Source organism: Candidatus Nomurabacteria bacterium (assembly GCA_020632075.1).
Taxonomy (GTDB): Bacteria; Patescibacteriota; Minisyncoccia; order Phycocordibacterales; family UBA918; genus OLB19.
In genome coordinates, this window is record JACKGH010000001.1 from 1 (window position 1) to 20,049 (window position 20,049).

Below are 20,049 nucleotides of genomic sequence, written 5' to 3' on the forward strand. Positions count from 1 at the left end.
GACAGACTCCTTATTTGCTGACAGAACTAATTACTTTATACCATATTTTACATAAAAAAGCAAGTAATCTGGGGATAACTCAGGCACGAAAAAGCCGGGCGGATGCCCGGCTTTTTCGTGCCCTTCATTCGCGAGAATGATTAGCTATTAGCTTCCTTGTATGAAAGCGTCATCTTCTGTTCTGATGGTTCAAAGAGTGTGATCTTGAACTTGTAGACAGAACCAAGTGAGAGAGCAGCCTTGAGTGCTTCTTCATTTTCAAACTCAGAAACGTGTACGAGACCTGCCACGCCTTCTTCGATAGAAGCCAGTGCTCCGTGCTTGTTGTACTTGATCACAACTGCATCTACTACCTGATCTTTCTTGTAGCTCTTACCTGCAGTTACCCATGGGTTTTCCTTGAGCTGCTTGATCGAGAGTGAGATCTTGTCGTCCTTCACTTCGATAACCTTCACGCTTACCTTGTCACCTACCTTGTAGAGTGCTTTAGTGTCTTCAACGAGACCCCAGTCGAGTTCAGAAATGTGTACAAGACCTTCGAGTCCTGGTTCAAGCTTCACGAATACACCGAAGTCTACTGCGCCGGTTACTTCACCTTCGACAACGTTTCCGACTTCGTACTTGTTTACCTTTTCTTCCTTCTCCTGCTTTTCTTCAAGTCCCTTCTCAGAGAAGATGAGCTTGTGCTCCTTCGGATCAGCAGTGATCATTACTACATTGAGGTGCTTACCAACGAGCTCGTTGAGGGCGGTAAGGATCTTGTCCTTGTCGCCGTCTGAGACGCGTGGGTAATTTTCAGCTGAGAGCTGTGACGCTGGAAGGAATCCCTGGATACCCTGCCAGTCGATGATAAGTCCACCCTTGTTGGCTTCCTTTACTTCGAGGCTGAGGATAGTGCCGTTCTTCACTGCAGCTTCCGCATCAGCCCAGATGAGTGCCTGACGAGCTTCCTTGAGTGAAAGTTCGATGTAGCCATCTTCGTTGTCGGTAGTTACTACCTTTGCGTCGATGCTGTCGCCAACATTGACTTTACGAAGAATATCGCGAGCATTCATGTACTCACGTCCAAAAATAAGACCAGTACCAAACGGTGCAATGTCGATGTAGACACGAGCCCGTCCGATCGCTGATACCACACCAGAAACGATCTCACCGTCCTGTGGTGCGGCTGGTGTTTCGGCCAAGTACTTGTCCATCACACCGGTTGCAACAGCAGTATTAGAATCGCTGTCGCTAGATTTACCAAATCCAAACATTTTATTTTGTTGTTATTTCCGACGACACGCGTCTCTGCAACCTTGTCTCGAGGCGGGAAATTGCTTCGCAATTTCCCGCCGGCCATACCCATATGCAGAGGGTTAAACGTGTGCCGCTAGAAGCTATTAATTACCTTACGGTCGGAGCAATATAATATAGAAAGTAAAAAATGTCGATAGTTTTGGCATGAAAATGAAAAGCGGCATGTTTGCATCCAAGCAAACATGCCGCAGTAGGGGAGAGGGTTATTTTTTACGGACTGGCTATCCTAGCCGGTCCAGACGCCGGTCTGTTCGAAGATCTCTTCAGCCCGGCGGTTGCCGAGCGGCGCTTCGAACTGTTGGTCGTTCACGAACATGCGATAGCAGTCGTGACGGTAATCACGGTGACCGTGGTATACCGGCTCGTAGTCGGGCCAGTCGCCAAGGCTGTCTTCCGGCAGGCCCCTGACCTGGAAGCCTGGAAGCAGCATGTCATCGCTGATCTCATCGATCGGGATGAAGTCGCTGTCGAGCAGGTCCATTCCGGTCAGGGTGCCGTCGTCGAGCTCCTCCAGCAGGGTGGAGAAGTCAGTGATCCGGCCGGGGCCGAATCCAACTGCCGAGCCGATCTGGGTGCCGAAGGTGTTGATTGCCGTGTCACACATTGTTGTGTCTCCCTTTTGCTTGTGGTTGGAACTGAGTAACAATTACGTTTATTATAATAGCACAAAAATATTAAAAAGTCAATATATTTACGTATGAAAAGAGGGGCTGCCATAACGATGGTCAGCCCCTGTCCGGAGAGATTTATAGTGACCGTACCTACGGCCAGTTGTGTTGTTTACGCATTGCTGCATTTCGCATTCTGCGTAATCTCCTTTGGTTTTCCCGGTGCACTATGCTCCGGGCGCCATTTGATGTCGCTGCGCTGGCGTTGGGCGCTCATTCGGAATCGAATGGTCTCATCGGGTAGCCCCCGCGGCGTGTTGTCGGTGAAGAACATGTCGCATGTCGCTTCGGACGTATCGGTACGTGCGAAGCTATACATGGACTCCTTTGTTGCTGCGTACGGCACCAGACTTCCGGCGCCGGCGAGCAGCGGTTGGGGAGAGTTAACGCGCTCTGGCGTTGACGACTGCTCCCTAGTTCGTTCTTCGACTCCAGCAAGCACCACCCACTTGGCGGTGTTAAAAATCTGCATGGAGTGGAACGAACTGTAATATCCTAGCATATTTAAAATATTTGTCAAGTATTTTAGGAAGCCAAGCTAACCGCCTTCCTCAGACACGGATCAAGTCCTATGCTCAGGCGTTTAGGATACGCCTTCCGCAATGTCTTCCGAAGGCGGTTCGCTTGGCTTTTAGGTGTGACACATCTTGTGCTTTACCGTATACTTACGCCACTATGGTTATTACGTATCACGGCGGTCAGTGCTTCAAAGTATCCTTTGGTGACACGACCTTGGCATTCAATCCAATTTCTAAAAAATCTAAGCTTGATCAGGTCAAATTCGGCTCTGACGCAGCGTTTGTGACGCTGTGGCACCCAGATTTCAATGGTGTTGAGCAAGTCGCTCATGGCGCTAAGCAGCCATTTGTGGTTGATGGTCCTGGTGAGTACGAGATCGGTCAGGTGGTAGCACATGGTTTTGGAGTGAAAACCACCTACGCCAAACAGGAAGCGTACAATACGATCTACCAGGTGAAGCTCGAAGATATCAATATGCTTTTCCTCGGCGCATTGAGTGATCCAGAGATCGACCCAAAGATCCTTGGTGAGATCGGTGACATCGATATTTTATTCTTGCCGATCGGCGGCGGCGATGTACTTGAGGCTCCGCAGGCGTCGAAACTGGCAGTGAAGCTTGAGGCGAAGCTCATTATACCAATGCACTATGACGCCGCCGCCCTCAAGGCTTTCCTTAAAGAAGAGAGTTGCGAGTCGCTCAAGCCAGTTGATAAGCTCACACTCAAAAAGAAAGATGTACATGCCATGTCAGGGGATGTGGCAGTGCTAAAGGTGTAAAGCACATGATCAAATCGTTCCTTAGATACTTACGACGTCAACCAAAATCAGCGAGAGATAACATCGCACTTGGTTTTGCTGGTTTGTTCACGGCAGCGATCTTCATGATCTGGCTGGCAAATGCCCCAGCACGATCAGCAGCGATCGCCGAACGAATGAATGGAGGGGATGATGGTCCTGGTTTTGGAAATCTATTCAGTCAGATCGGAGATCAAGTGTCGGGAGCGAAGGAGGCGGTCAAAGAGACAGTTGAGTCGTCAGATGAATCTGAGCCTGAGTCTGATTTTGTGTACTACCAGCGAAATGGAGCTGCTGCAGCCCCGACTGTTCCTAGCAGCACTTCTACCAGCACTGCCACTACTTCGACCTCAACCATTCCTGGTGCACAAACTGAAGAGCGAGTGGTGCGACTTGTTACCACCACCCCCACCACTTCGACCAGTACATATAGCCAACAAACACAGTAGTTTTGTGCTATACTACAGCACATTTTATTGATTTCTGAACTAGTTTACTATGCCGAAAAAGACCCAAGCTCCTGAGCCTGCAGAGGTGAATCATGGAAAGATCATCAGCCAGAGTATTACTGGTGAGATGGAAACAGCGTATCTCGACTATGCGATGTCGGTGATCACGCAGCGTGCGCTCCCAGATGTGCGTGATGGTCTGAAGCCAGTGCATCGACGTATCTTGTACTCAATGCGTCTCAATGGTCTGACTTCAACCGCAAAATTCCGTAAGTCTGCGACGGTAGTTGGAGACGTGCTTGGTAGTTTTCATCCGCACGGTGACACGGCAGTGTATGACTCAATGGTGAAGTTGGCACAGCCATTCACGACACGCTACCCACTCGTGATCGGTCAAGGAAACTTTGGTTCGATCGATGGTGACTCGCCAGCTGCGTACCGATACACTGAGGCTAAGATGTCCAAGATGTCAGAAGAAATGCTTCGTGATCTTGAAAAAGACACAGTAGATTGGCGACCAAACTTTGACGGTACCAAGAAAGAGCCAACCGTGCTTCCAGCAGCAGTACCGAACCTACTCCTTAAAGGTGAGTTGGGTATCGCGGTGGGTATGGCGACCAACATCCCGCCACATAACCTCCGTGAAGTGGCTGATGCGACCGCACATCTTATTGATAACCCTAAGGCCTCTACCGATGACCTGTTGAAGTTCATTCAGGGGCCAGATTTCCCGATGGGCGCGATCGCGTTTGATAAAAAGGCTATTGCACAAGCGTACGCTAACGGCCGTGGTGGTGTGGTGGTACGTGGTGAAGCAGAGATCGTAGAAGACAAGCGTGGTGCATTTTCGATCGTGATCACTTCAATCCCATTTCGCGTCAACAAGGCAGACATGCAGGAAAAGATCGCTAATCTCGTGCGTGAAAAGAAGATCGAAGGTATCAAGGAAATGCGCGACGAATCAACCGACGATATCCGGGTGGTGATCGACCTCAAGACTGGTGCGCAGCCACAGACAGTCCTCAATAAGCTCTACAAGCACACACAGCTCGAAGAAACGTTCCACTACAACATGGTGGCGCTCGTTGACGGTGTGCCACAGACGTTGTCACTCAAGGCGATTCTTGAAGAGTACATCAAGCACCGCGCTGAAGTGGTTCGCCGTCGCACGCAGTATGATTTAAATAAAGCTAAAGACCGAGAGCATATCTTGCTTGGTCTGAAGAAAGCCCTCGACCACATTGATGCGATCATCAAACTGATCCGCGCGTCTGCAGATGTACCGACCGCTCATGCAGGACTCATGAAGAAGTTTAAGTTTTCAGCGATCCAGGCGCAGGCTATTCTCGATATGCGTCTCCAGAAGCTTGCTGGACTTGAGCGCAAGAAGATCGAAGATGAACTAAAGATGATCCAGAAGCTCATCAAGGAGCTTGAAGCGATTTTGGCAAGCAAGGCCAAAATGATGAAGATCGTAAAAACCGAACTGCTTGATATTGCTGAGAAGTTTGGTGATGATCGTCGCACCAAGATCGTGAAAGGTGGCGTAAAGCAGCTCTCACAGGAAGATCTTGTGCCTGACGAGGAGTCGGTGCTTGTGCTCACTAAGGGAGGGTACGTAAAGCGTACTAATCCAACTGAATACAAAACACAAAAGCGTGGTGGTGTTGGTGTGGTTGATCTCAATACCAAGGAGGAGGATGTGGTAACCACACTGCTTACAACGTCTGCACATAGCGATCTCTTATTCTTTACTGACTTTGGTAAGGTGTATCAGTGCAAGATGTTTGAGATTCCAGAGGGGCGTCGTGCTACGAAGGGTAAGTCGATCATGAACTTCCTTTCGCTCACTGCTGATGAACGAGTAACTTCTGTGCTTGCAGTTCGTAAGGAAGACTGGGAAGGTGATTGGTCGCTTATGATGATTACTAAGAATGGTGTGGCTAAGAAGAGTGATGCTGCAGCCTTCAAGGACGTGCGTCGCTCTGGTCTCATTGCTATTACTCTTAAAGATGACGACTCTCTTATCGATGCAATGTTTGTGGGAGCGAAGGATGAAGTGTCGCTTATCACTGAGAAGGGTCAGGCGATCCGCTTCAAGGAGTCTGATGTGCGTCAGATGGGTCGTACCGCGGCTGGTGTGGCTGCCATGAAGCTAAGTAAGGGCGACAAGATCGTTTCGGCCGATGTGCTCACAGCTGGTGCAAAAGACCGCGAAGTGCTCGTGGTGACCGAACATGGATTTGGAAAGACGACTCCGGCCAAGGAATACAAGGTGCAAAATCGTGGTGGTTCTGGTATCAAAACTGCAAAGGTGACTGACAAGACTGGTGTGATCGTGCGCGGTCTGGTGTTGACGGGAGAAGAACGAGAAGAAGGTGAGCTTGTGATCATGAGTAAGAAGGGGCAGGTGATCAAGCTTCCTTTGAAGCAGGTACCGACACTCGGGCGCGATACACAGGGAGTGCGTGTGATGAAGATGCGAGCAGGAGATAGTATCGCGAGTGTGGTGTTTGTTTAAGGTGATATTTTCAGAAAGACGAAACTGTCTTTAGGCACGAATCAAGTTCTCCACTCGGCAGACGACGGTCGCGTGTCAAGAGCCCTGGCGGGTCGTTGACACGCAACCGGCCTCCGCGAGGTCTTCAGAAAGTTTGTCTTTCTTCCACTGAGTTCGAATAATAGTTATGAAAAGCGGCGCGGGGCCCTTCGCGCCGCTTTTCACATTCTCCGGTATTTACCTTTGTAACTAATGTATAATAAAACCAATGAATCTAATCGGTGGACAATTTGTGATACCTGAAGTGGTATCATCGCATTTTCATTTAAAAGAAGGTGATCTGGTGGCAGATTTTGGAGCGGGAAGCGGCTTCTTTCTTAGTCCGCTTTCAAAAGCAGTCGGTGATACCGGTCGAGTCTTTGCGTGCGAGATCCAAAAACAGTTGGTAGAGAAGTTGGGTGAAACCGCACAGGCACAAGGATTGTCAAATATTCACCCACTTTGGTGTGATCTGGAGGAACCAAATGGTATTAAGATCAGTACCGGAGAACTTGATGCTGCAATACTGGTGAATACCCTCTTCATTCTCGAAGATAAAGCCGCCGCACTGACTGAAATGGCACGTACGATCCGGAGTGGGGGTAAATTCTTTATCATCGACTGGACTGAATCATTTGCCGGTATGGGACCACAGCCAGGACAAGTAGTCACTGCAGCTGATGCAACTGCGTTACTTGAAAGTCATGGGTTTGTGTTTGAGCATGATTTCCCGACCGGTGACCATCATTATGGTTTAGCGTTCCGTAAGGTATGAAACTCCGACCATTTGAACTAGGCTTGGTCATCGTTTTCGCTGGTCTGGCGATCGGTGCTCTGATCTTGCTGACCTCGTACAAGGGTGATGGTGATGACCCAGATGGGCCGGTTGATGTAGGTACTGTTGAGATCTGGGGCACTTTGCCAGCAGAGGGCATCAATGCATTATTGGGTGAGCTGACTAGTGATATTGAGGAGTATCGGTATGTGTCGTATACACACTTCACTCCAGAAGCATTTGATCAAAAACTACTTACCGCATTGGCTGATGGGGTAGGTCCAGATCTTATTTTGGTTTCTCATGAGAAGTTGGCAGAAATGCGAGGTCGAATCCAGCCTATACCATATGAGGGAGAGGGGTTGATCTTCCCGCTGCGGGATATTCGTGACCAATACTTGGAGGGGGCACAGATCTTTGCTTTGTCAGACGGGCTGTACGGCTATCCGATCGCAGTTGACCCACTAATGATGTATTGGAATCGAGACATTCTGGCGACAGAAGGATTCCTGACACAGCCGCAAACGTGGGAAAACCTAGTCAATACAGTCTTACCTCGCTTAGTCAAACGAGACTTTGATCGTACGATTGAACGGAGTGTGGTGGCAATGGGCGAATACCAGAATATTAGAAACGCATTCGGTATCATATCTATGTTGTTGATTCAGGGTGGAACCTCTGGTGTGGTTGAAGATGGAGGTCGGTACAGCATCCAGTTACAAAATTCACCAGGCAGTTTGGTGAACCCTCTGGAACAAACGGTCGACTTCTACACGCGTTTCAGTAAACCAAACAACAGTTGGTATTCATGGAATCGTTCTTTTGGTGAGGATCGTCAGCAGTTTGTCGCTGAAGATCTGGTGTTGTACTTTGGGTATGGTAGCGAGGCTCCAGTTATCGGGCGTATTAATCCAAATCTCAACTTTGATATTGCTGAAGTGCCACAAGGGGAAGCTGCGACCGTGCGTCGAACCTACGGTAAGTTCTATGCTTTATCGCTACTGAAATCAACTGACAATTTGAGTGGTGCGTACCAGGTTTGGCAACATCTTGGACAGCCTGATCTCTCAGCGCGGATAGCGTTGGCGAGTAATATGGTCCCGGCGTATCGCAGTCTTGTTGCAGCGGGCAGTAATGACACGTACGGTAGAGTTACGTATCAGTCTGCTTCGATCGCATATGGCTGGTTGAACCCTGACCTCGATCAAGCAGATAAGATTCTTGAGACCATGGTGGAAGATGTGAATGAGAATCGGTACAGTTTCTCGTCGGCTGCATCTGACGCATCAGCCAGATTACAACAAGCGTTCTGATATACTTAAAACAAACGTATGAAAAAAGCCAACTCACTTTTCACCAGTCTGTACACCTTTGCTCTAGTGTTCGGACTTCCAGTTGTTGCCGCAGCAGCTGATTTTTCTTGGACGGTCGAGAACCTTACTAAGTTCCCAGACCTTAAAACACTACTTCTCGGCATTCTCAACGTCTTCGTGGTGATCGCAACTCCGATCGTGGTGCTATTTATCATTTACTCTGGCTTTTTGTATGTGACAGCGCGTGGTAACCCGCAACAGCTCGAACAAGCGACACGTTCACTTACCTATTCGATCATTGGCGGGATACTCATTCTTGGTGCTGTTGCCTTCGCGGCAATTCTGCAGAATCTCATCAATGCCTTCGCGGCTCCGTAAGCAATAATCGTATGGGATCTAAAGAACTTACAAATCCACTCGCGTTTGCAAGTATTACTGATTTTCTTGCCGCAGTCTTGCAGGTGTTCATCATTATGGCGACCCCGATCGTTATCTTTTTCTTGATCTATGCTGGATTTTCATATGTCACTGCCCGTGGCAATCCAGCAAAGATCGAGCTGGCGAGTAAGTCGTTGCTCTACGGCGCAATTGGCGGAGTGGTAATACTTGGCTCAGTTGCGATTATGACCATTATTAAGAACCTGGTGGCTGCATTCTAGTCAGTCGATCATTAACTAATACTTTATGCCTCCAACAACGTACGCGGGTCTAGTAAATGAAGTAATAAATATCATCAACCTTGCTATACCGGCACTGTTTGGTTTTTTGTTTCTCTACTTCATGTGGAAAATGATCGACACGTGGATCCTACATGCTGGTGATCCAAATCAAATCGATGATGGGAAGAAGTATGCTATGGCTGCGGTGGTGGTCTTTGTGCTTGCGATCATCACCTACGGGCTTATCAGACTGATCAGAAATTCATTGTTTGGTGTGTAGTGAAAAGCACTTGTGCCGTGTATAACTACATTGTGTGCTTGTAATTATCAATTTATACTGTATCGTAAACGTTATAACGTTATAATTTATTCATAAAAATACGTATGAAAAAGATTGCATATCTAACCGGTTCGCTTGCGACATTGGCTCTGCCAATGGTAGCGGGTGCGCAGGGTATTACAAAAGCTGGTGGTAATCTTGGTGGTTTTGAGATCATCATCACCAACATCACCAATGCTATTACTACCTACCTATTGCCGTTTGTTCTTGCGTTGGCATTCATCGCATTTGCCTGGGGTATGTTCCAGTACTTCATCGCTGGCGGTGCTAACGAAGAAGCAAAAGAAAAGGGTAAGAGTTTGATGATCTACGGTGTACTTGGATTCGTTATGATCCTTATCTTGTGGGGTCTGGTGAACTTCCTGGTAAACTTCACAGGTTTAGGTGGTGATGTTGTTGTACCGCCAGTCGTGCCAAAGATCTAATCTTTCTAAAGCTTTTGGAATTCCAAACAAAAGGCCGCGAAGCGGCCTTTTGTCTTGATAACTAGATTGCAGTATTGTCTGTTGTGTTAAAATTTTGCTATGACACCACAAGAAAAGGCTGCAGCAGAAGCTGCTAGCTTTGTCGCGAAATTCAATAAGATCATTTTATTTCCAACCATCGCACTCCTGAGCGCGGTGGCATTCTTAGTGTTCCTTTGGGGTCTGGCTGAATACTTCATGAATGCAAATAATGAGCAGGCTAGACAGCAGGGAGTGAAACATATCACGTGGGGGATCATTGGTTTGGTGGTGATGATCTCGGCGTACGCGATTCTCACGGTTGCGGCTAACACCATTGGTATTGGTACGCAGCTGAAGTGTGCGACTGATCCAAGTCAACCTGGTTGTGGAGCTGCGTTTACTATTCCTGGTCCGTAGGGAAGGGATCGACAAAAGAAAAGGGCCGAAGCAGCAAGCTGCTTCGGCCCTATTTGGTAGGACCCCTCAAACAAGAGGAGTTAAAGAACGTTGGAGACTCAGCGTTGCTGTCGTATCAGAAAGCGTACGCCGGGTTGTCCCATAGCAAGCGCGACCGCTTCGATTGGACCTTCTTCGTCAGCTTTCTGTCTTGGCTTTGGTGTTAGTCGATGGATGTTCTGGGTTGAGCCCGGAACCTGCCACGGATACAGAAAGTTCACAAATTCCTCGGGATACTTGCCGGCAAGGTAATACTTCTCATCATCGGTATTTGTTACCAGACTGATGATCAGAGGCTTGCCGGCAACCTTCGGATACAACTGCAATTCCTCACCTCCTTGGCAGATGGTGAGCGTGCGTCCCCGTTCGTCAAACTTGTAATGCTCGACGCTTGCGGGGGTTGCGCAGCTGTCCGCCATTGCGACGGCTGTGCTAAACGAAAGGCCGTTCATAACTCCGGCCACGTTCAGTGCGATGACGGCAACAGCAGCCAGGAGGCTAGAGAAGCCCAAAGCAACGATGACTGCAGCCAGATTGATACCGTAGTCTTTGGATTCCTCTTTCGAGTCACTCCCAGACTTTTTCTTCCGAGGGATGATGCGCCACACAACGATGGTGCCGACCACGATCAGGCCGGCGACCCACCAGGGCATGTGAATCCTTTCCTCGACCCAGCTGATTGCCGGGTGTTTGGATATTGCACCATTTACGGTGCTGCCCCAGGTTTTGGCGTTCTGCCCCTGAACATCTTCGGTCGTGATGGGTACGAGCCGTACCCCATCCTTGGGATGGAAGCAGGTACCCTTGGTGGCGTAGTCGAACCCTTTTGCGGGGTATTCGATGAGCACGCCTTCGATGTACTCTGAACGGCACATCTCCGGAGTGTAGTCACCAACCACCTCCCTCGTCACCGGATGAACCATGCGAATGGCTTCTCCGTTAGCGAAGTTTTTGCCAGGGTACTGGGGGAAGATGGCGATCCAGGCCGCGAAGATCGAAGCCAGGATTGCGTAGCCGAGGATGAATTTCCAGGCGACGCTGCCGTCGACATTGTAGTGTTGCAATGCCAGCAGGCCAAGCAAGACTGCCCAGAACATGATCCCGAACGAACCGATTGAGTGCTCAAACGGGAAGGTCATCAGCGTGAATCCAGCGACTACGGCGAGTAGCATGAAGGCGATGACAATCCGCATCCAGAGCAGAAGTCCTTGGAATACACCCTTGGACTTATCCTTGTCCTGTAGGAAGTGGGCGATAAGCCCGAAGACGCCAAATGCTAAAAGGTTGGTAACCTTGACGCCAGCCATCAGAATCATGAAGAACCCGATGAGCATGACGGCGGAGTTTACAAAGGGGTGGATGTAGACGTTTACGAGCAACATCACCACCACCAACCCGAGGACTGCCATAATGCTGAACAGTCCAGCCATGAAGATCTTGGTGAAGTTGTGAGTGATGAAGTTGCCCCAATCCTCAGTCGAGCTGTTGGAGTCTGGGACGACCACGTCGTCTTCGTCGGGGGCTCTGAAAGCCCAGGTCAGTTTTTTGAGCAGATTCATCTATATTTCTCCTGTTAGCTGAGAAGTCTGTAGAAAAATCTGCGGATAGGTGACCATCTTGCCACTTCCGCACGATTTTTCGCTGCTTGTGTGCGGATGTGGTTGTTGATAGAAGCTCCGACGAGCTTCAGTTTATCGAAGCTGTCAGGAACGAACTCGTCGATCAGATCCAGAGTCTTTTTGTTGGGCATCAGCGGCACACCGAGTGCGTGCATGTATGCGACAGCGGCTTTGAAGCCGTCCTCGCGTTTACCTTTGACGCTTCTCTTGGTGCTTTCGCTTTCAGCCTTCTTGACGACCGAAACGATATGCTTGAGAAACCTTACGGTGTTTTTCGATTCCCCTTTGTACAGGTCCTCGCTTACCGTAGTCGTTTCCGTATCGAGCGGAACAGGCTTTTTATTCGCCTTCGGATCTTTTGGGTTCTGTGCCTTCGGATCTTTGCCGTTGGCCGCCTTCTGACCTTTGTTCTCGGTGGACTCAGGTTGTTTACCTGGTTCCTCATCTGCAACATTGGTTTCAAGCGGCCTGTCTTCTTCGGAAAAGCCCGGGAGTTTGACGGCGGTGACCACTTTCTTGGTGCCGACTTTCTTTGAAGCCGAATCCAGTCCGGTGACTGCCACTCGGAACTTATTCATCTGTGCAAAGGCAATTGCGGCCTTCACCCAGCTCCGGGGGTTTTCACTGCTGCCGAAATGGTAGTGAATGAGGCCTACCAGAATCTCCTGGTCCTCCTCATCCAGTTCGAGAACAGCTCGAATGAACTTGATCTCGTCCCCATAACCGGTAAGTCCAACGCGAAGTTTTTCTTCCGGCGGCAGGGAAGGGTCCACATCGGTCCGCTTTCCCACGACGCCCTTGAGGACATCGAAGACCGCATAGATCTCGCCCCAATGGTCTTTAAGGAAGCTTACGACCTTTCGGGTCGCAGTTGTGTCAATGACTTTTGCTGCCATTTTTTGTCTCCAAATTGTCAAAAATTCATTGAGAGGTAAGTCCTCTCTACCTGTTTTCTATAATAGCATAAAATATAGTAAAAGTCAAGGATAGGGAAGGGTAAAATGGCCTTATTTCTAGCCATACTTTTGATATTTTGGTGGTTTTTGGTATGGGCCGCTTGCGCGACCAGATTTTTAGGGAGCGGTTTAGCGACCATAAAAATGGAAGTACTCTTTGTGGTGGAGCAAGCGTTTTGTAAAATGATTTGAAGGCGTCACTGAGAAGTAGTTTTTCTTATGAGGTTTTGGTATGATGGCGGCCATGAATACAGCGCAAAAAAGAGATCTCCGTAGTCGCGAGCAAAAGCGTCACGATGCGGCGCTCGATACTCGGCCACGCACTACCGTGTCGTTCTATCGCTATGTGCGCTTGGCTGATCCTCAGGCATTCCGGGATAAGTTGTTTGCTAAGTGGTCTGAACTTGACTGTATGGGACGTATTTACGTCGCTTCTGAAGGTATTAATGCCCAGATGAACGTCCCAGACATGTACTGGGATCAGTTTGATGCGTGGGTGCAGAATCAGCCTGAACTCAAGGGAATTCCATACAAAATTGCGGTTGAGGAAGGTGAAGCGCCGTCATTTTTCAAACTAACGATCAAAGTGCGACCGAAGATCGTGGCTGATGGTCTCGACGACAGCACGTTTGACGTGACCAACACTGGAGCGTATCTCACAGCAGCGCAAATGAATGAGTACGTCGATGATCCAGGCGCAGTGGTGTTTGATATGCGCAACAACTACGAAGCAGAAGTTGGACATTTTGCAGGTGCGATCACGCCAGACGACTTCTCTACTTTTCGTGACGAACTTAAGAACACGCCAGAGCTTCTGAAGGAACACAAAGATAAGAAGGTGGCGATCTACTGCACGGGCGGCATTCGCTGCGAAAAAGCATCTGCTTGGCTAAAGCATAACGGCTTTAAAGATGTGAAGCACCTCAAAGGTGGAATCATTGACTACAAGCGCCAAGTAGAAGAGCAAGGTCTTGAGAATAAATTCCGGGGTAAGAATTTCGTGTTTGACGAGCGACTTGGTGAACGGATCAGTGATGAGGTCATCTCAACCTGTCATCTTTGCAAAACAAACAAATGTGACACGCACCATCACTGCAAGAACCAGATCTGTCACCAGTTATTCATCGGGTGTGATGACTGTATCGAAAAGCGCAAAGGGTACTGTTCATGGAAATGTGCGCAAGTAGACAAGATCCCGCAGAAATACAAGAAGCCGATCGCGCGTTGGTACAACCAACTCATTCGCAAACGACGACCGTTTCAGAAGACAAGACTACAAGCCTCTTAATCCGCTGTTATGGTTCGATCGCTGTTACTCACTGTTACGTTTCTCTCGGCTGCACTACTGTTCACTATCCAGCCTTTGTACGCAAAATATCTGCTGCCGTCATTTGGTGGCACCTCATCAGTGTGGACGATCTCAGTCTTTTTCTATTCCACGACATTGCTCCTAGGATACATTTACGCGTCTCTACTTACTAGTATGCCTTCACGGCAAGCACTACTCCTCCATGCGAGTTTGCTTTCGTGTACTGGTCTCATGTTGCTGTCGCGCTGGATCGGCGCCGATTCACCGCTTTTGATCGATACTGTTTCGGGTGGTTGGCCAGCCCTTTCAGTGTTACTCACATTGCTTTATGCGCTCGGGTTGCCGGTGCTGTTGCTGGCCAGCACCTCAGTCTTGGTGCAGCATCTGTTTGCGCGACTCACTAAAGACGAGCCATATGCGTTGTATGGTCTATCTAATGCTGGTTCATTGCTTGGTCTCCTCCTGTACCCGTTTGTGCTTGAGCCGTTCACTGATCTTTCGGTGCAAGCGATCTGGTGGATGTGCGGATATCTGCTATTTTTACTCATTCTACTTTTTGCTTGGCACAAAACCGAAACCCAGGCTCCAGAGGGTAAGCCGGCAAAGTTCTTGATGACAAAGTTGCGGCACCGGCCACAGATCATTTTCATGGCTGCTATCCCGACCTTTTTGCTTGCCTCCGGTACAGAATTTCTAAGTAAGGGAATCGCGTCGTTTCCGCTCTTGTGGGTCATTCCGCTCGTCTTGTATCTTCTCTCGTTTATTTTTGCCTTTAGAAACACCGAAGGTAAGGTGTCGCGCACAAAGCTTGGGTTTGGGTTGATACTGTTACTCTTATTGGTATTTTCTATACTGCCAGTCATCGACTCGGGAGTAGCGGTGTATTGGGTCGGCTTCGTGTGTTTTAGTGTCACTTTTTACTTCATTTGTCTCTACTTCCATAAAAGAATCTACGATCTTCGACCACGAGTGTCTGAATTAGGTAGTTTTTATGTGTTTTTGACCATTGGTGGAGCACTTGGTTCTGGTTTGGTGGGTTTTGTCATGCCCACACTTCTCAATGATCAGGTAGAACTGCATTATGTGTTGGCTGCTCTGATGTTGTACTTCGTCTCTCGGTATATGGAATGGTTGACCGGTACGGTTCAAGCTTTCTTTGTCCGGGCAACCCAAGCATTCTTGTTTTTTGCGACGTTTTTGTTCCTGACCTCAGTTACAATGGATGAGAGTCTGTATGCCAGCGAACGGAATTTCTATGGCACGTTAAAGGTACATGATCAAACGATCATGTTGGATGAGGAAGCAGTCACGCTCCGAACGATCTCAAATGGTGCAACTAATCACGGACACCAGCCTCAAGATGCACGGTACGAGCGAATTCCTGGTAGCTACTACGGACCAGGTTCAGGAATTGATGTTGCCATACAACACGCAGAATCAAAACAAGGAGCTCCGCGTGTCGCCGTGGTGGGGTTGGGAGCTGGAATGATGGGTGCGTACTGCGATCAGATGGCAGATCTTACGTTCGTTGAGATCAATCCTTTGGTGGTAGCCATGGCTAGGGATCACTTTACGTTCTTGGACATGTGTCCAGACAAGACCGAAGTCCTTATTGGTGACGGTCGACTTGTTTTGGAAGAATTGGCTGCAAGAGAAGAACAGAAATTTGATGTGATCATGATCGATGCATTTACCGACGATGCGATCCCTTCACATCTTTTGACAGCTGAAGCATTTACTGGTGCGTATCAGCCATTGCTGGCTGATGGTGGGGTGTTGGTCGTGCATATTTCAAATAAATACTTGAATCTACATTTACCGATCGCTGCAATGGCGCGAGCAGGTAGATATGAGATCTTGACGGTCAATAATCGAGTTGACGGTTCAGATCCGTTGGCAATGAATAGTAGCTGGGTTTTAGTGGTTAAACCTGATGAAGTTGGAGAGTTTTTGGGTTATGAGAATGTTGCAGAATACACTGGCAAGGAACTCCTTTGGACAGATCAGAAAAATAGTGTGATTGGTGCTTTGTCACTCAGCGGAAGTAGAATAAGCGTTGATACTTCATCAGAATAGGTAAAAACAAGATCCTGCCAGATTCTTCTGGCAGGATCTTGTTTCTTTGTGCGCAGGAGAGGACTTGAAACTTACAGTTTCAGTACAGGTTGTCGATATTTTGTTCACAAGCTCCAAAATATCTGACTAACCTTTTCAACTCCTCACGAAAATGCTCCCAGCATTTTCTTCCAGCTTCTTCACTTCGTTCAGTGCGCAGGAGAGGACTTGAACCTCCACGGATTGCTCCACTAGTGCCTAAAACTAGCGCGTATACCAATTTCGCCACCTGCGCGTCGGGTCGGAGTATAGCAAATATTGTTCGAGAGTGCGAGTTGAAGGGGTGTAACTGCGAGGTTTTGGCTTTGTTATAATCATTGCATTGCAACGAGCTGTGTCTAAAATTGAGTGGCTGAAAGATCGAGCAGCTACTTTGCCTATAGAATTGTCGATAGTGCTTCCGGTCAACTTGTGTGTGCTGTGGCTGTTGTTGTTTTTGGGTAGCTCAGAATATGCAACAGCTTCAGTTGACTCGCACCTGAGTTGGTATGCGTCATTAGCTGCTCTTCTGTCTCTTGTGTATGTGATGCTGTTCGTGTGTGGTTTACTCGTGCCGACATTGCAAACCAACACTAAGCGGCATGGATTCTTGTACAATACAGTGCGGTATTTTGCTTCGTGGAGTTCGTTTGCAGTACTGGTAGCTTCATATCTATTGCTTGTTGGTGTCGTGTATCTTTCTTCCAATATTGAGTACACCGGACTGATGACGCTGTGGCATCTTGAGCTTGATGTGTTCTTTCGAGTGCCAGAGTTATTACAGGCTATACTGACCTACTGCTCGTGGCCTCAGTTATTTGACTACATATCTCATGTGTATACCAACTTGGTGATTATCGTGCTCTTGTTCATATTGTTCTTTTCTTTTGTTTCGACACGGTTGGCGCGGCAATATGTGTTGTCGTTGTATCTTTCGGCACTCGTCTCAATACCACTTTGGTTGCTTTTCCCGACAATCGCTCCGCTTCAAGCGACTATCACTGATAGTTTCTCTGAGTTTTCTCGACATGAAGAGCTACTCATTGCAACTGCTCCATACACTGAAGTATTTAATTCTTTTACTGATACGGCATGGAATGAACACACCAATTTTTTCGTTAGTTCTTGGGATGGGTTAGTCCAAGATGGCTTTGGGTACACGATCAGCAATAATCCAAGTATGCATGTTATTTGGTGTGTGTTGCTGTTTGTGTACCTTTCGCGGTTACATCGATTGTTGAGTGTGTACGCTACGTTTCTTCTTGCTGGTGGAGTGATCGGCACTGTGTATTTTATGCAGCACTACCTGATCGATCTGGTGACTGGAGCTCTCGTAGCATGGGGTACGGTCAAGCTTGTAGACAGACTATATGCTCGTGCAGAACAGAGTGGTCGAGTGGATATACAGTTTTGGTTTTCCACGATTCTGTTTCTAGAGCGACTAAGAGTAAGAGTGTCTGCTGGTCTGTGTCAGCTGGTGGAAAGGGCGGTTCGTAAATAGTATATGATGCTGTACTCTATAGGGTGAAGCATTGCTAGTGTAGTTTTTGGTATGAAATTTTCAAATACGATCGGAAAGATGCGGTATAAGACATATGTCGTTGCGGCTGTGAGCTATGTGTTTGCGGGGTATTTCTTTTTGTATGGCAACTCCAATGAGTCATGGGTGTTTCTCTTGATCTTCGGTACGTTTTGGTTACTGGTCTCGATGTACAACACGGTGATCGAAGTTGATGTACAGACAAAATTGGTCAAAAAACAGAAGCGGTTTGGTCCAGTAACCTTTGCAGCAACACAGGTGCCGGTTGAAACATATGGCGCAGTTATGTTGCGACCATGGGCAGAGGTCTATAGCAACAACATTAGTCGGCAAGCAACGGCGTATTGTTATTTAGTGACTAAAGATAAGTTGCCTACAATTCGAGAAGCATATGAAGCACAACAGGCTGCTCTCCATGGTCCGGATCTGACTGCTCCACCAACAGTTGGTGATGTGGCTCATAAGATCATGGACACGATCCATAACGGCTCGACCCAGCCATCGAAGCTGACCATGAACGCTGGATTGATAGTGACGGAAGCACCGGTCGAGCGTGTGCACGAGGTGAGAGGGGTGGCGGCACAGCTGGCTGAGCAACTTGGTTTACCAATGTATGATTTCTGTGTGCGGTAAGGTTGATGTTGATGACACAAAAGCGGCGCGCTTCCTAAAGGAAGCGCGCCGCTTTTGATCTTGTCCGCCCTCAAGGACTCGAACCTTGGACCGTCTCGTTAAGAGCGAGCTGCTCTACCAACTGAGCTAAGGGCGGGTGTAAAGTTGGTGCGCCTGAGTTTACAATAAACTGTGATATAAAACAAGGGTATTTATGCCGGAGAAACGCTGGCCTGATTGAAGAAATATGTTTATACTGAGCAACTGTAAAAGTCTCAGTCTAAAGGCAGTGAGCTTTTACAAAAAAGTCCTGGTGGCGAAGTGGTAACGCTTCGGTCTGCAAAACCGACATGCGCGGGTTCGATTCCCGCCCAGGACTCACTTTTGCTGGGATGGTGGGATTGGTAGGTGAGACAGTCTGGGTGATTGTCGAACAGGGACTTATGTAAGTCCCTCCTCTACCAATCCTACTGTCTGAGTGTAGGAATGATATATTTGCCGGGATGGTGGAATGGTAGACACGAGGGACTTAAACTCCCTTGCCCTCAAAAAGCGTGCGGGTTCAAGTCCCGCTCCCGGCACAATGTGCAAAAAGCCGGAAATTGCGAAGCAATTTCCGGCTTTTTGCTACTGTAATTACAAATATGCGGTATACTTTTAGTACTATGAACGAAGTAGCAAATTGGCGTCGAAGCAAAAAAGCGCGCCTATATATCATTGGAGGTTTATTACTGGTAGTTGTTTTACTAGGAATCTTTGTCGAAAGTATCCGTTGGTGGATGGTTGGTGTGGGAACCGTGCTCTTGGTAGCACTTGGGTTTGAAATGGCTAACACTGACATTGATCTTGGAACTGCGATTCAGGAACGTTCGGTCTCTGACGCGGTTATTGAGCGCGACGCTGAAGGAAATCTCGAAGCATCTGCAGAAGGAGGTTTTCTTACGAGTATCTTGCGAGACAAGCAGGGCAATGAAGTGGCGGAAGGAACACCAGGCGCAAAGCGTACTGATGAGTACAACTGTGATGATTTCGAGACCCAATCTGAAGCACAGGTATTCTTCGATAACGCAGGCGGAATCGAAGGTGATGTGAATCGTCTTGATGGAAACAAGGATGGTGTGCCGTGTCAGGCGTTGCCGGCTAGTTAGGAAGTGAGTAAAAATGCGCGGCGGCCGAAGGCCGCCGCGCATTTTTTATGCAGTTTGCTATACTATCCTGACTTACTCGAGGTAATCATTTTGACTATGTCTTACAAAATCGAAGAAGTAGAGGGAATTGGACCAGAATACGGACAGAAGCTCCGTGATGTTGATATTCAGACTACCGAAGATCTTTTGCGTCGCTGTGGCGACAAGAAAGGTCGTGAGGGTGTCTCAACCGAAACTGGTATTTCTGAAAAGCATCTACTTGAGTGGGTGAATCTCTCAGATCTCATGCGCATCAATGGTGTGGGTGAAGAGTTCGCAGATCTGCTTGAAGAAGCAGGAGTAGATACTGTTAAGGAGCTCAAGAATCGCAACGCTGAAAACCTCGCAGCAGCGATGGCCGAGGTGAATGAAAAGAAGAATCTTACCAATCGTGTGCCATCTGCTGAAACAGTCCAGAAGTGGATTGATGAAGCGGCTGATATGGAACCAATGGTGAGTCACTAATTTTGTAAA

General features: G+C 48.2%; 21 protein-coding genes and 4 tRNA genes. 18 read left to right on the forward strand and 7 right to left on the reverse strand.

The genetic code is table 11. From position 1 onward, the window contains the following. Positions 1-140: 140 nt before the first annotated feature. From H6786_00005 to H6786_00015, 3 genes are all read right to left on the reverse strand, one after another. Positions 141-1,256 carry a S1 RNA-binding domain-containing protein gene (locus tag H6786_00005; GenBank protein MCB9815758.1) on the reverse strand — a complete coding sequence of 372 codons (1,116 nt, stop codon included), beginning with the start codon at positions 1,254-1,256 and terminating at the stop codon, positions 141-143. 269 nt (positions 1,257-1,525) lie between these two features. Then, a complete protein-coding gene (locus H6786_00010) occupies positions 1,526-1,903 on the reverse strand; it encodes a hypothetical protein (protein ID MCB9815759.1) in 378 nt (125 codons plus the stop codon). A gap of 176 nt (positions 1,904-2,079) precedes the next feature. Next, complete coding sequence (locus tag H6786_00015; protein MCB9815760.1) at positions 2,080-2,439, reverse strand: hypothetical protein; 360 nt, start codon at positions 2,437-2,439, stop codon at positions 2,080-2,082. A 203-nt stretch (positions 2,440-2,642) separates the two neighbouring features. Here H6786_00015 and H6786_00020 point away from each other — a divergent pair, with 203 nt between their 5' ends. The 10 genes from H6786_00020 to H6786_00065 all read left to right on the forward strand — a co-directional run bounded on the left by H6786_00020 (position 2,643) and on the right by H6786_00065 (position 10,219). Then, positions 2,643-3,263, forward strand: coding sequence for an MBL fold metallo-hydrolase (locus tag H6786_00020; protein MCB9815761.1), 621 nt, complete (start codon positions 2,643-2,645; stop codon positions 3,261-3,263). Between the two features lie 5 nt (positions 3,264-3,268). Beyond that, positions 3,269-3,730 carry a hypothetical protein gene (locus tag H6786_00025; GenBank protein MCB9815762.1) on the forward strand — a complete coding sequence of 154 codons (462 nt, stop codon included), beginning with the start codon at positions 3,269-3,271 and terminating at the stop codon, positions 3,728-3,730. Between the two features lie 49 nt (positions 3,731-3,779). Next, positions 3,780-6,251: a DNA gyrase subunit A gene (gyrA, locus tag H6786_00030; protein MCB9815763.1), complete on the forward strand. Its 2,472-nt coding sequence runs from the start codon at positions 3,780-3,782 to the stop codon at positions 6,249-6,251. A 247-nt stretch (positions 6,252-6,498) separates the two neighbouring features. Then, positions 6,499-7,044 carry a methyltransferase domain-containing protein gene (locus H6786_00035; GenBank protein MCB9815764.1) on the forward strand — a complete coding sequence of 182 codons (546 nt, stop codon included), beginning with the start codon at positions 6,499-6,501 and terminating at the stop codon, positions 7,042-7,044. Then, positions 7,041-8,357: an extracellular solute-binding protein gene (locus H6786_00040; protein MCB9815765.1), complete on the forward strand. Its 1,317-nt coding sequence runs from the start codon at positions 7,041-7,043 to the stop codon at positions 8,355-8,357. The genes H6786_00035 and H6786_00040 overlap by 4 nt, the downstream gene beginning before the upstream one ends. An 18-nt stretch (positions 8,358-8,375) precedes the next feature. Then, the gene (locus H6786_00045; GenBank protein ID MCB9815766.1) at positions 8,376-8,735 is read left to right on the forward strand and encodes a hypothetical protein; all 360 of its coding nucleotides are present in this window, start codon (positions 8,376-8,378) and stop codon (positions 8,733-8,735) included. An 11-nt stretch (positions 8,736-8,746) separates the two neighbouring features. Beyond that, positions 8,747-9,016: a hypothetical protein gene (locus H6786_00050; protein MCB9815767.1), complete on the forward strand. Its 270-nt coding sequence runs from the start codon at positions 8,747-8,749 to the stop codon at positions 9,014-9,016. Between the two features lie 25 nt (positions 9,017-9,041). Beyond that, positions 9,042-9,296 carry a hypothetical protein gene (locus H6786_00055; GenBank protein MCB9815768.1) on the forward strand — a complete coding sequence of 85 codons (255 nt, stop codon included), beginning with the start codon at positions 9,042-9,044 and terminating at the stop codon, positions 9,294-9,296. Positions 9,297-9,400: 104 nt separating this feature from the next. Then, positions 9,401-9,781 (forward strand): hypothetical protein, encoded by a 381-nt coding sequence (locus H6786_00060; protein MCB9815769.1) that lies wholly within the window; start codon positions 9,401-9,403, stop codon positions 9,779-9,781. A 99-nt stretch (positions 9,782-9,880) separates the two neighbouring features. Then, on the forward strand, positions 9,881-10,219 hold the full coding sequence (locus H6786_00065; protein ID MCB9815770.1) for a hypothetical protein: 339 nt from the start codon (positions 9,881-9,883) through the stop codon (positions 10,217-10,219). Between the two features lie 98 nt (positions 10,220-10,317). Here the strand turns inward: H6786_00065 and H6786_00070 are convergent, their stop codons facing one another. Both H6786_00070 and H6786_00075 read right to left on the reverse strand, forming a co-directional pair. Continuing rightward, a complete protein-coding gene (locus H6786_00070) occupies positions 10,318-11,817 on the reverse strand; it encodes a hypothetical protein (protein MCB9815771.1) in 1,500 nt (499 codons plus the stop codon). A gap of 14 nt (positions 11,818-11,831) precedes the next feature. Continuing rightward, positions 11,832-12,773 carry a hypothetical protein gene (locus H6786_00075; protein ID MCB9815772.1) on the reverse strand — a complete coding sequence of 314 codons (942 nt, stop codon included), beginning with the start codon at positions 12,771-12,773 and terminating at the stop codon, positions 11,832-11,834. A 304-nt stretch (positions 12,774-13,077) separates the two neighbouring features. On the opposite strand from H6786_00075, the gene H6786_00080 reads away from it, so the two are divergent. Further along, positions 13,078-14,121, forward strand: coding sequence for a rhodanese-related sulfurtransferase (locus H6786_00080; GenBank protein ID MCB9815773.1), 1,044 nt, complete (start codon positions 13,078-13,080; stop codon positions 14,119-14,121). A 9-nt stretch (positions 14,122-14,130) separates the two neighbouring features. Then, positions 14,131-16,218: a fused MFS/spermidine synthase gene (locus tag H6786_00085; GenBank protein ID MCB9815774.1), complete on the forward strand. Its 2,088-nt coding sequence runs from the start codon at positions 14,131-14,133 to the stop codon at positions 16,216-16,218. Positions 16,219-16,410: 192 nt separating this feature from the next. On the opposite strand, the gene H6786_00090 is transcribed toward H6786_00085, so the two are convergent. Beyond that, positions 16,411-16,492: transfer RNA gene (locus H6786_00090), tRNA-Leu, on the reverse strand. 87 nt (positions 16,493-16,579) lie between these two features. Here H6786_00090 and H6786_00095 point away from each other — a divergent pair. Beyond that, entirely contained in the window at positions 16,580-17,737 is a 1,158-nt protein-coding gene (locus tag H6786_00095) for a phosphatase PAP2 family protein (GenBank protein ID MCB9815775.1), read from the forward strand. Positions 17,738-17,788: 51 nt separating this feature from the next. Further along, the gene (locus H6786_00100; GenBank protein ID MCB9815776.1) at positions 17,789-18,409 is read left to right on the forward strand and encodes a hypothetical protein; all 621 of its coding nucleotides are present in this window, start codon (positions 17,789-17,791) and stop codon (positions 18,407-18,409) included. Between the two features lie 63 nt (positions 18,410-18,472). Here the strand turns inward: H6786_00100 and H6786_00105 are convergent. After that, positions 18,473-18,545 (reverse strand) — tRNA-Lys (locus H6786_00105). A 150-nt stretch (positions 18,546-18,695) separates the two neighbouring features. Between H6786_00105 and H6786_00110 the strand changes: the two genes are divergently transcribed. The 4 genes from H6786_00110 (at position 18,696) to H6786_00125 (ending at position 20,040) form a co-directional block, all read left to right on the forward strand. Beyond that, positions 18,696-18,767 (forward strand) — tRNA-Cys (locus H6786_00110). A 118-nt stretch (positions 18,768-18,885) separates the two neighbouring features. Next, positions 18,886-18,969: transfer RNA gene (locus tag H6786_00115), tRNA-Leu, on the forward strand. A gap of 84 nt (positions 18,970-19,053) precedes the next feature. After that, positions 19,054-19,536, forward strand: a complete 483-nt coding sequence (locus H6786_00120) for an excalibur calcium-binding domain-containing protein (protein MCB9815777.1) — start codon at positions 19,054-19,056, stop codon at positions 19,534-19,536. A gap of 96 nt (positions 19,537-19,632) precedes the next feature. Beyond that, on the forward strand, positions 19,633-20,040 hold the full coding sequence (locus H6786_00125; GenBank protein MCB9815778.1) for a DUF4332 domain-containing protein: 408 nt from the start codon (positions 19,633-19,635) through the stop codon (positions 20,038-20,040). Positions 20,041-20,049 lie beyond the last annotated feature (9 nt).

Bases quoted from the DNA above. Each gene is read 5' to 3' on its own strand.
- H6786_00005 (MCB9815758.1), bottom strand. From the start codon at position 1,256: ATGTTTGGATTTGGTAAATCTAGCGACAGCGATTCTAATACTGCTGTT.
- H6786_00010 (MCB9815759.1), bottom strand. From the start codon at position 1,903: ATGTGTGACACGGCAATCAACACCTTCGGCACCCAGATCGGCTCGGCA.
- H6786_00015 (MCB9815760.1), bottom strand. From the start codon at position 2,439: ATGCAGATTTTTAACACCGCCAAGTGGGTGGTGCTTGCTGGAGTCGAA.
- H6786_00020 (MCB9815761.1), top strand. From the start codon at position 2,643: ATGGTTATTACGTATCACGGCGGTCAGTGCTTCAAAGTATCCTTTGGT.
- H6786_00025 (MCB9815762.1), top strand. From the start codon at position 3,269: ATGATCAAATCGTTCCTTAGATACTTACGACGTCAACCAAAATCAGCG.
- gyrA (MCB9815763.1), top strand. From the start codon at position 3,780: ATGCCGAAAAAGACCCAAGCTCCTGAGCCTGCAGAGGTGAATCATGGA.
- H6786_00035 (MCB9815764.1), top strand. From the start codon at position 6,499: ATGAATCTAATCGGTGGACAATTTGTGATACCTGAAGTGGTATCATCG.
- H6786_00040 (MCB9815765.1), top strand. From the start codon at position 7,041: ATGAAACTCCGACCATTTGAACTAGGCTTGGTCATCGTTTTCGCTGGT.
- H6786_00045 (MCB9815766.1), top strand. From the start codon at position 8,376: ATGAAAAAAGCCAACTCACTTTTCACCAGTCTGTACACCTTTGCTCTA.
- H6786_00050 (MCB9815767.1), top strand. From the start codon at position 8,747: ATGGGATCTAAAGAACTTACAAATCCACTCGCGTTTGCAAGTATTACT.
- H6786_00055 (MCB9815768.1), top strand. From the start codon at position 9,042: ATGCCTCCAACAACGTACGCGGGTCTAGTAAATGAAGTAATAAATATC.
- H6786_00060 (MCB9815769.1), top strand. From the start codon at position 9,401: ATGAAAAAGATTGCATATCTAACCGGTTCGCTTGCGACATTGGCTCTG.
- H6786_00065 (MCB9815770.1), top strand. From the start codon at position 9,881: ATGACACCACAAGAAAAGGCTGCAGCAGAAGCTGCTAGCTTTGTCGCG.
- H6786_00070 (MCB9815771.1), bottom strand. From the start codon at position 11,817: ATGAATCTGCTCAAAAAACTGACCTGGGCTTTCAGAGCCCCCGACGAA.
- H6786_00075 (MCB9815772.1), bottom strand. From the start codon at position 12,773: ATGGCAGCAAAAGTCATTGACACAACTGCGACCCGAAAGGTCGTAAGC.
- H6786_00080 (MCB9815773.1), top strand. From the start codon at position 13,078: ATGAATACAGCGCAAAAAAGAGATCTCCGTAGTCGCGAGCAAAAGCGT.
- H6786_00085 (MCB9815774.1), top strand. From the start codon at position 14,131: ATGGTTCGATCGCTGTTACTCACTGTTACGTTTCTCTCGGCTGCACTA.
- H6786_00100 (MCB9815776.1), top strand. From the start codon at position 17,789: ATGAAATTTTCAAATACGATCGGAAAGATGCGGTATAAGACATATGTC.
- H6786_00120 (MCB9815777.1), top strand. From the start codon at position 19,054: ATGAACGAAGTAGCAAATTGGCGTCGAAGCAAAAAAGCGCGCCTATAT.
- H6786_00125 (MCB9815778.1), top strand. From the start codon at position 19,633: ATGTCTTACAAAATCGAAGAAGTAGAGGGAATTGGACCAGAATACGGA.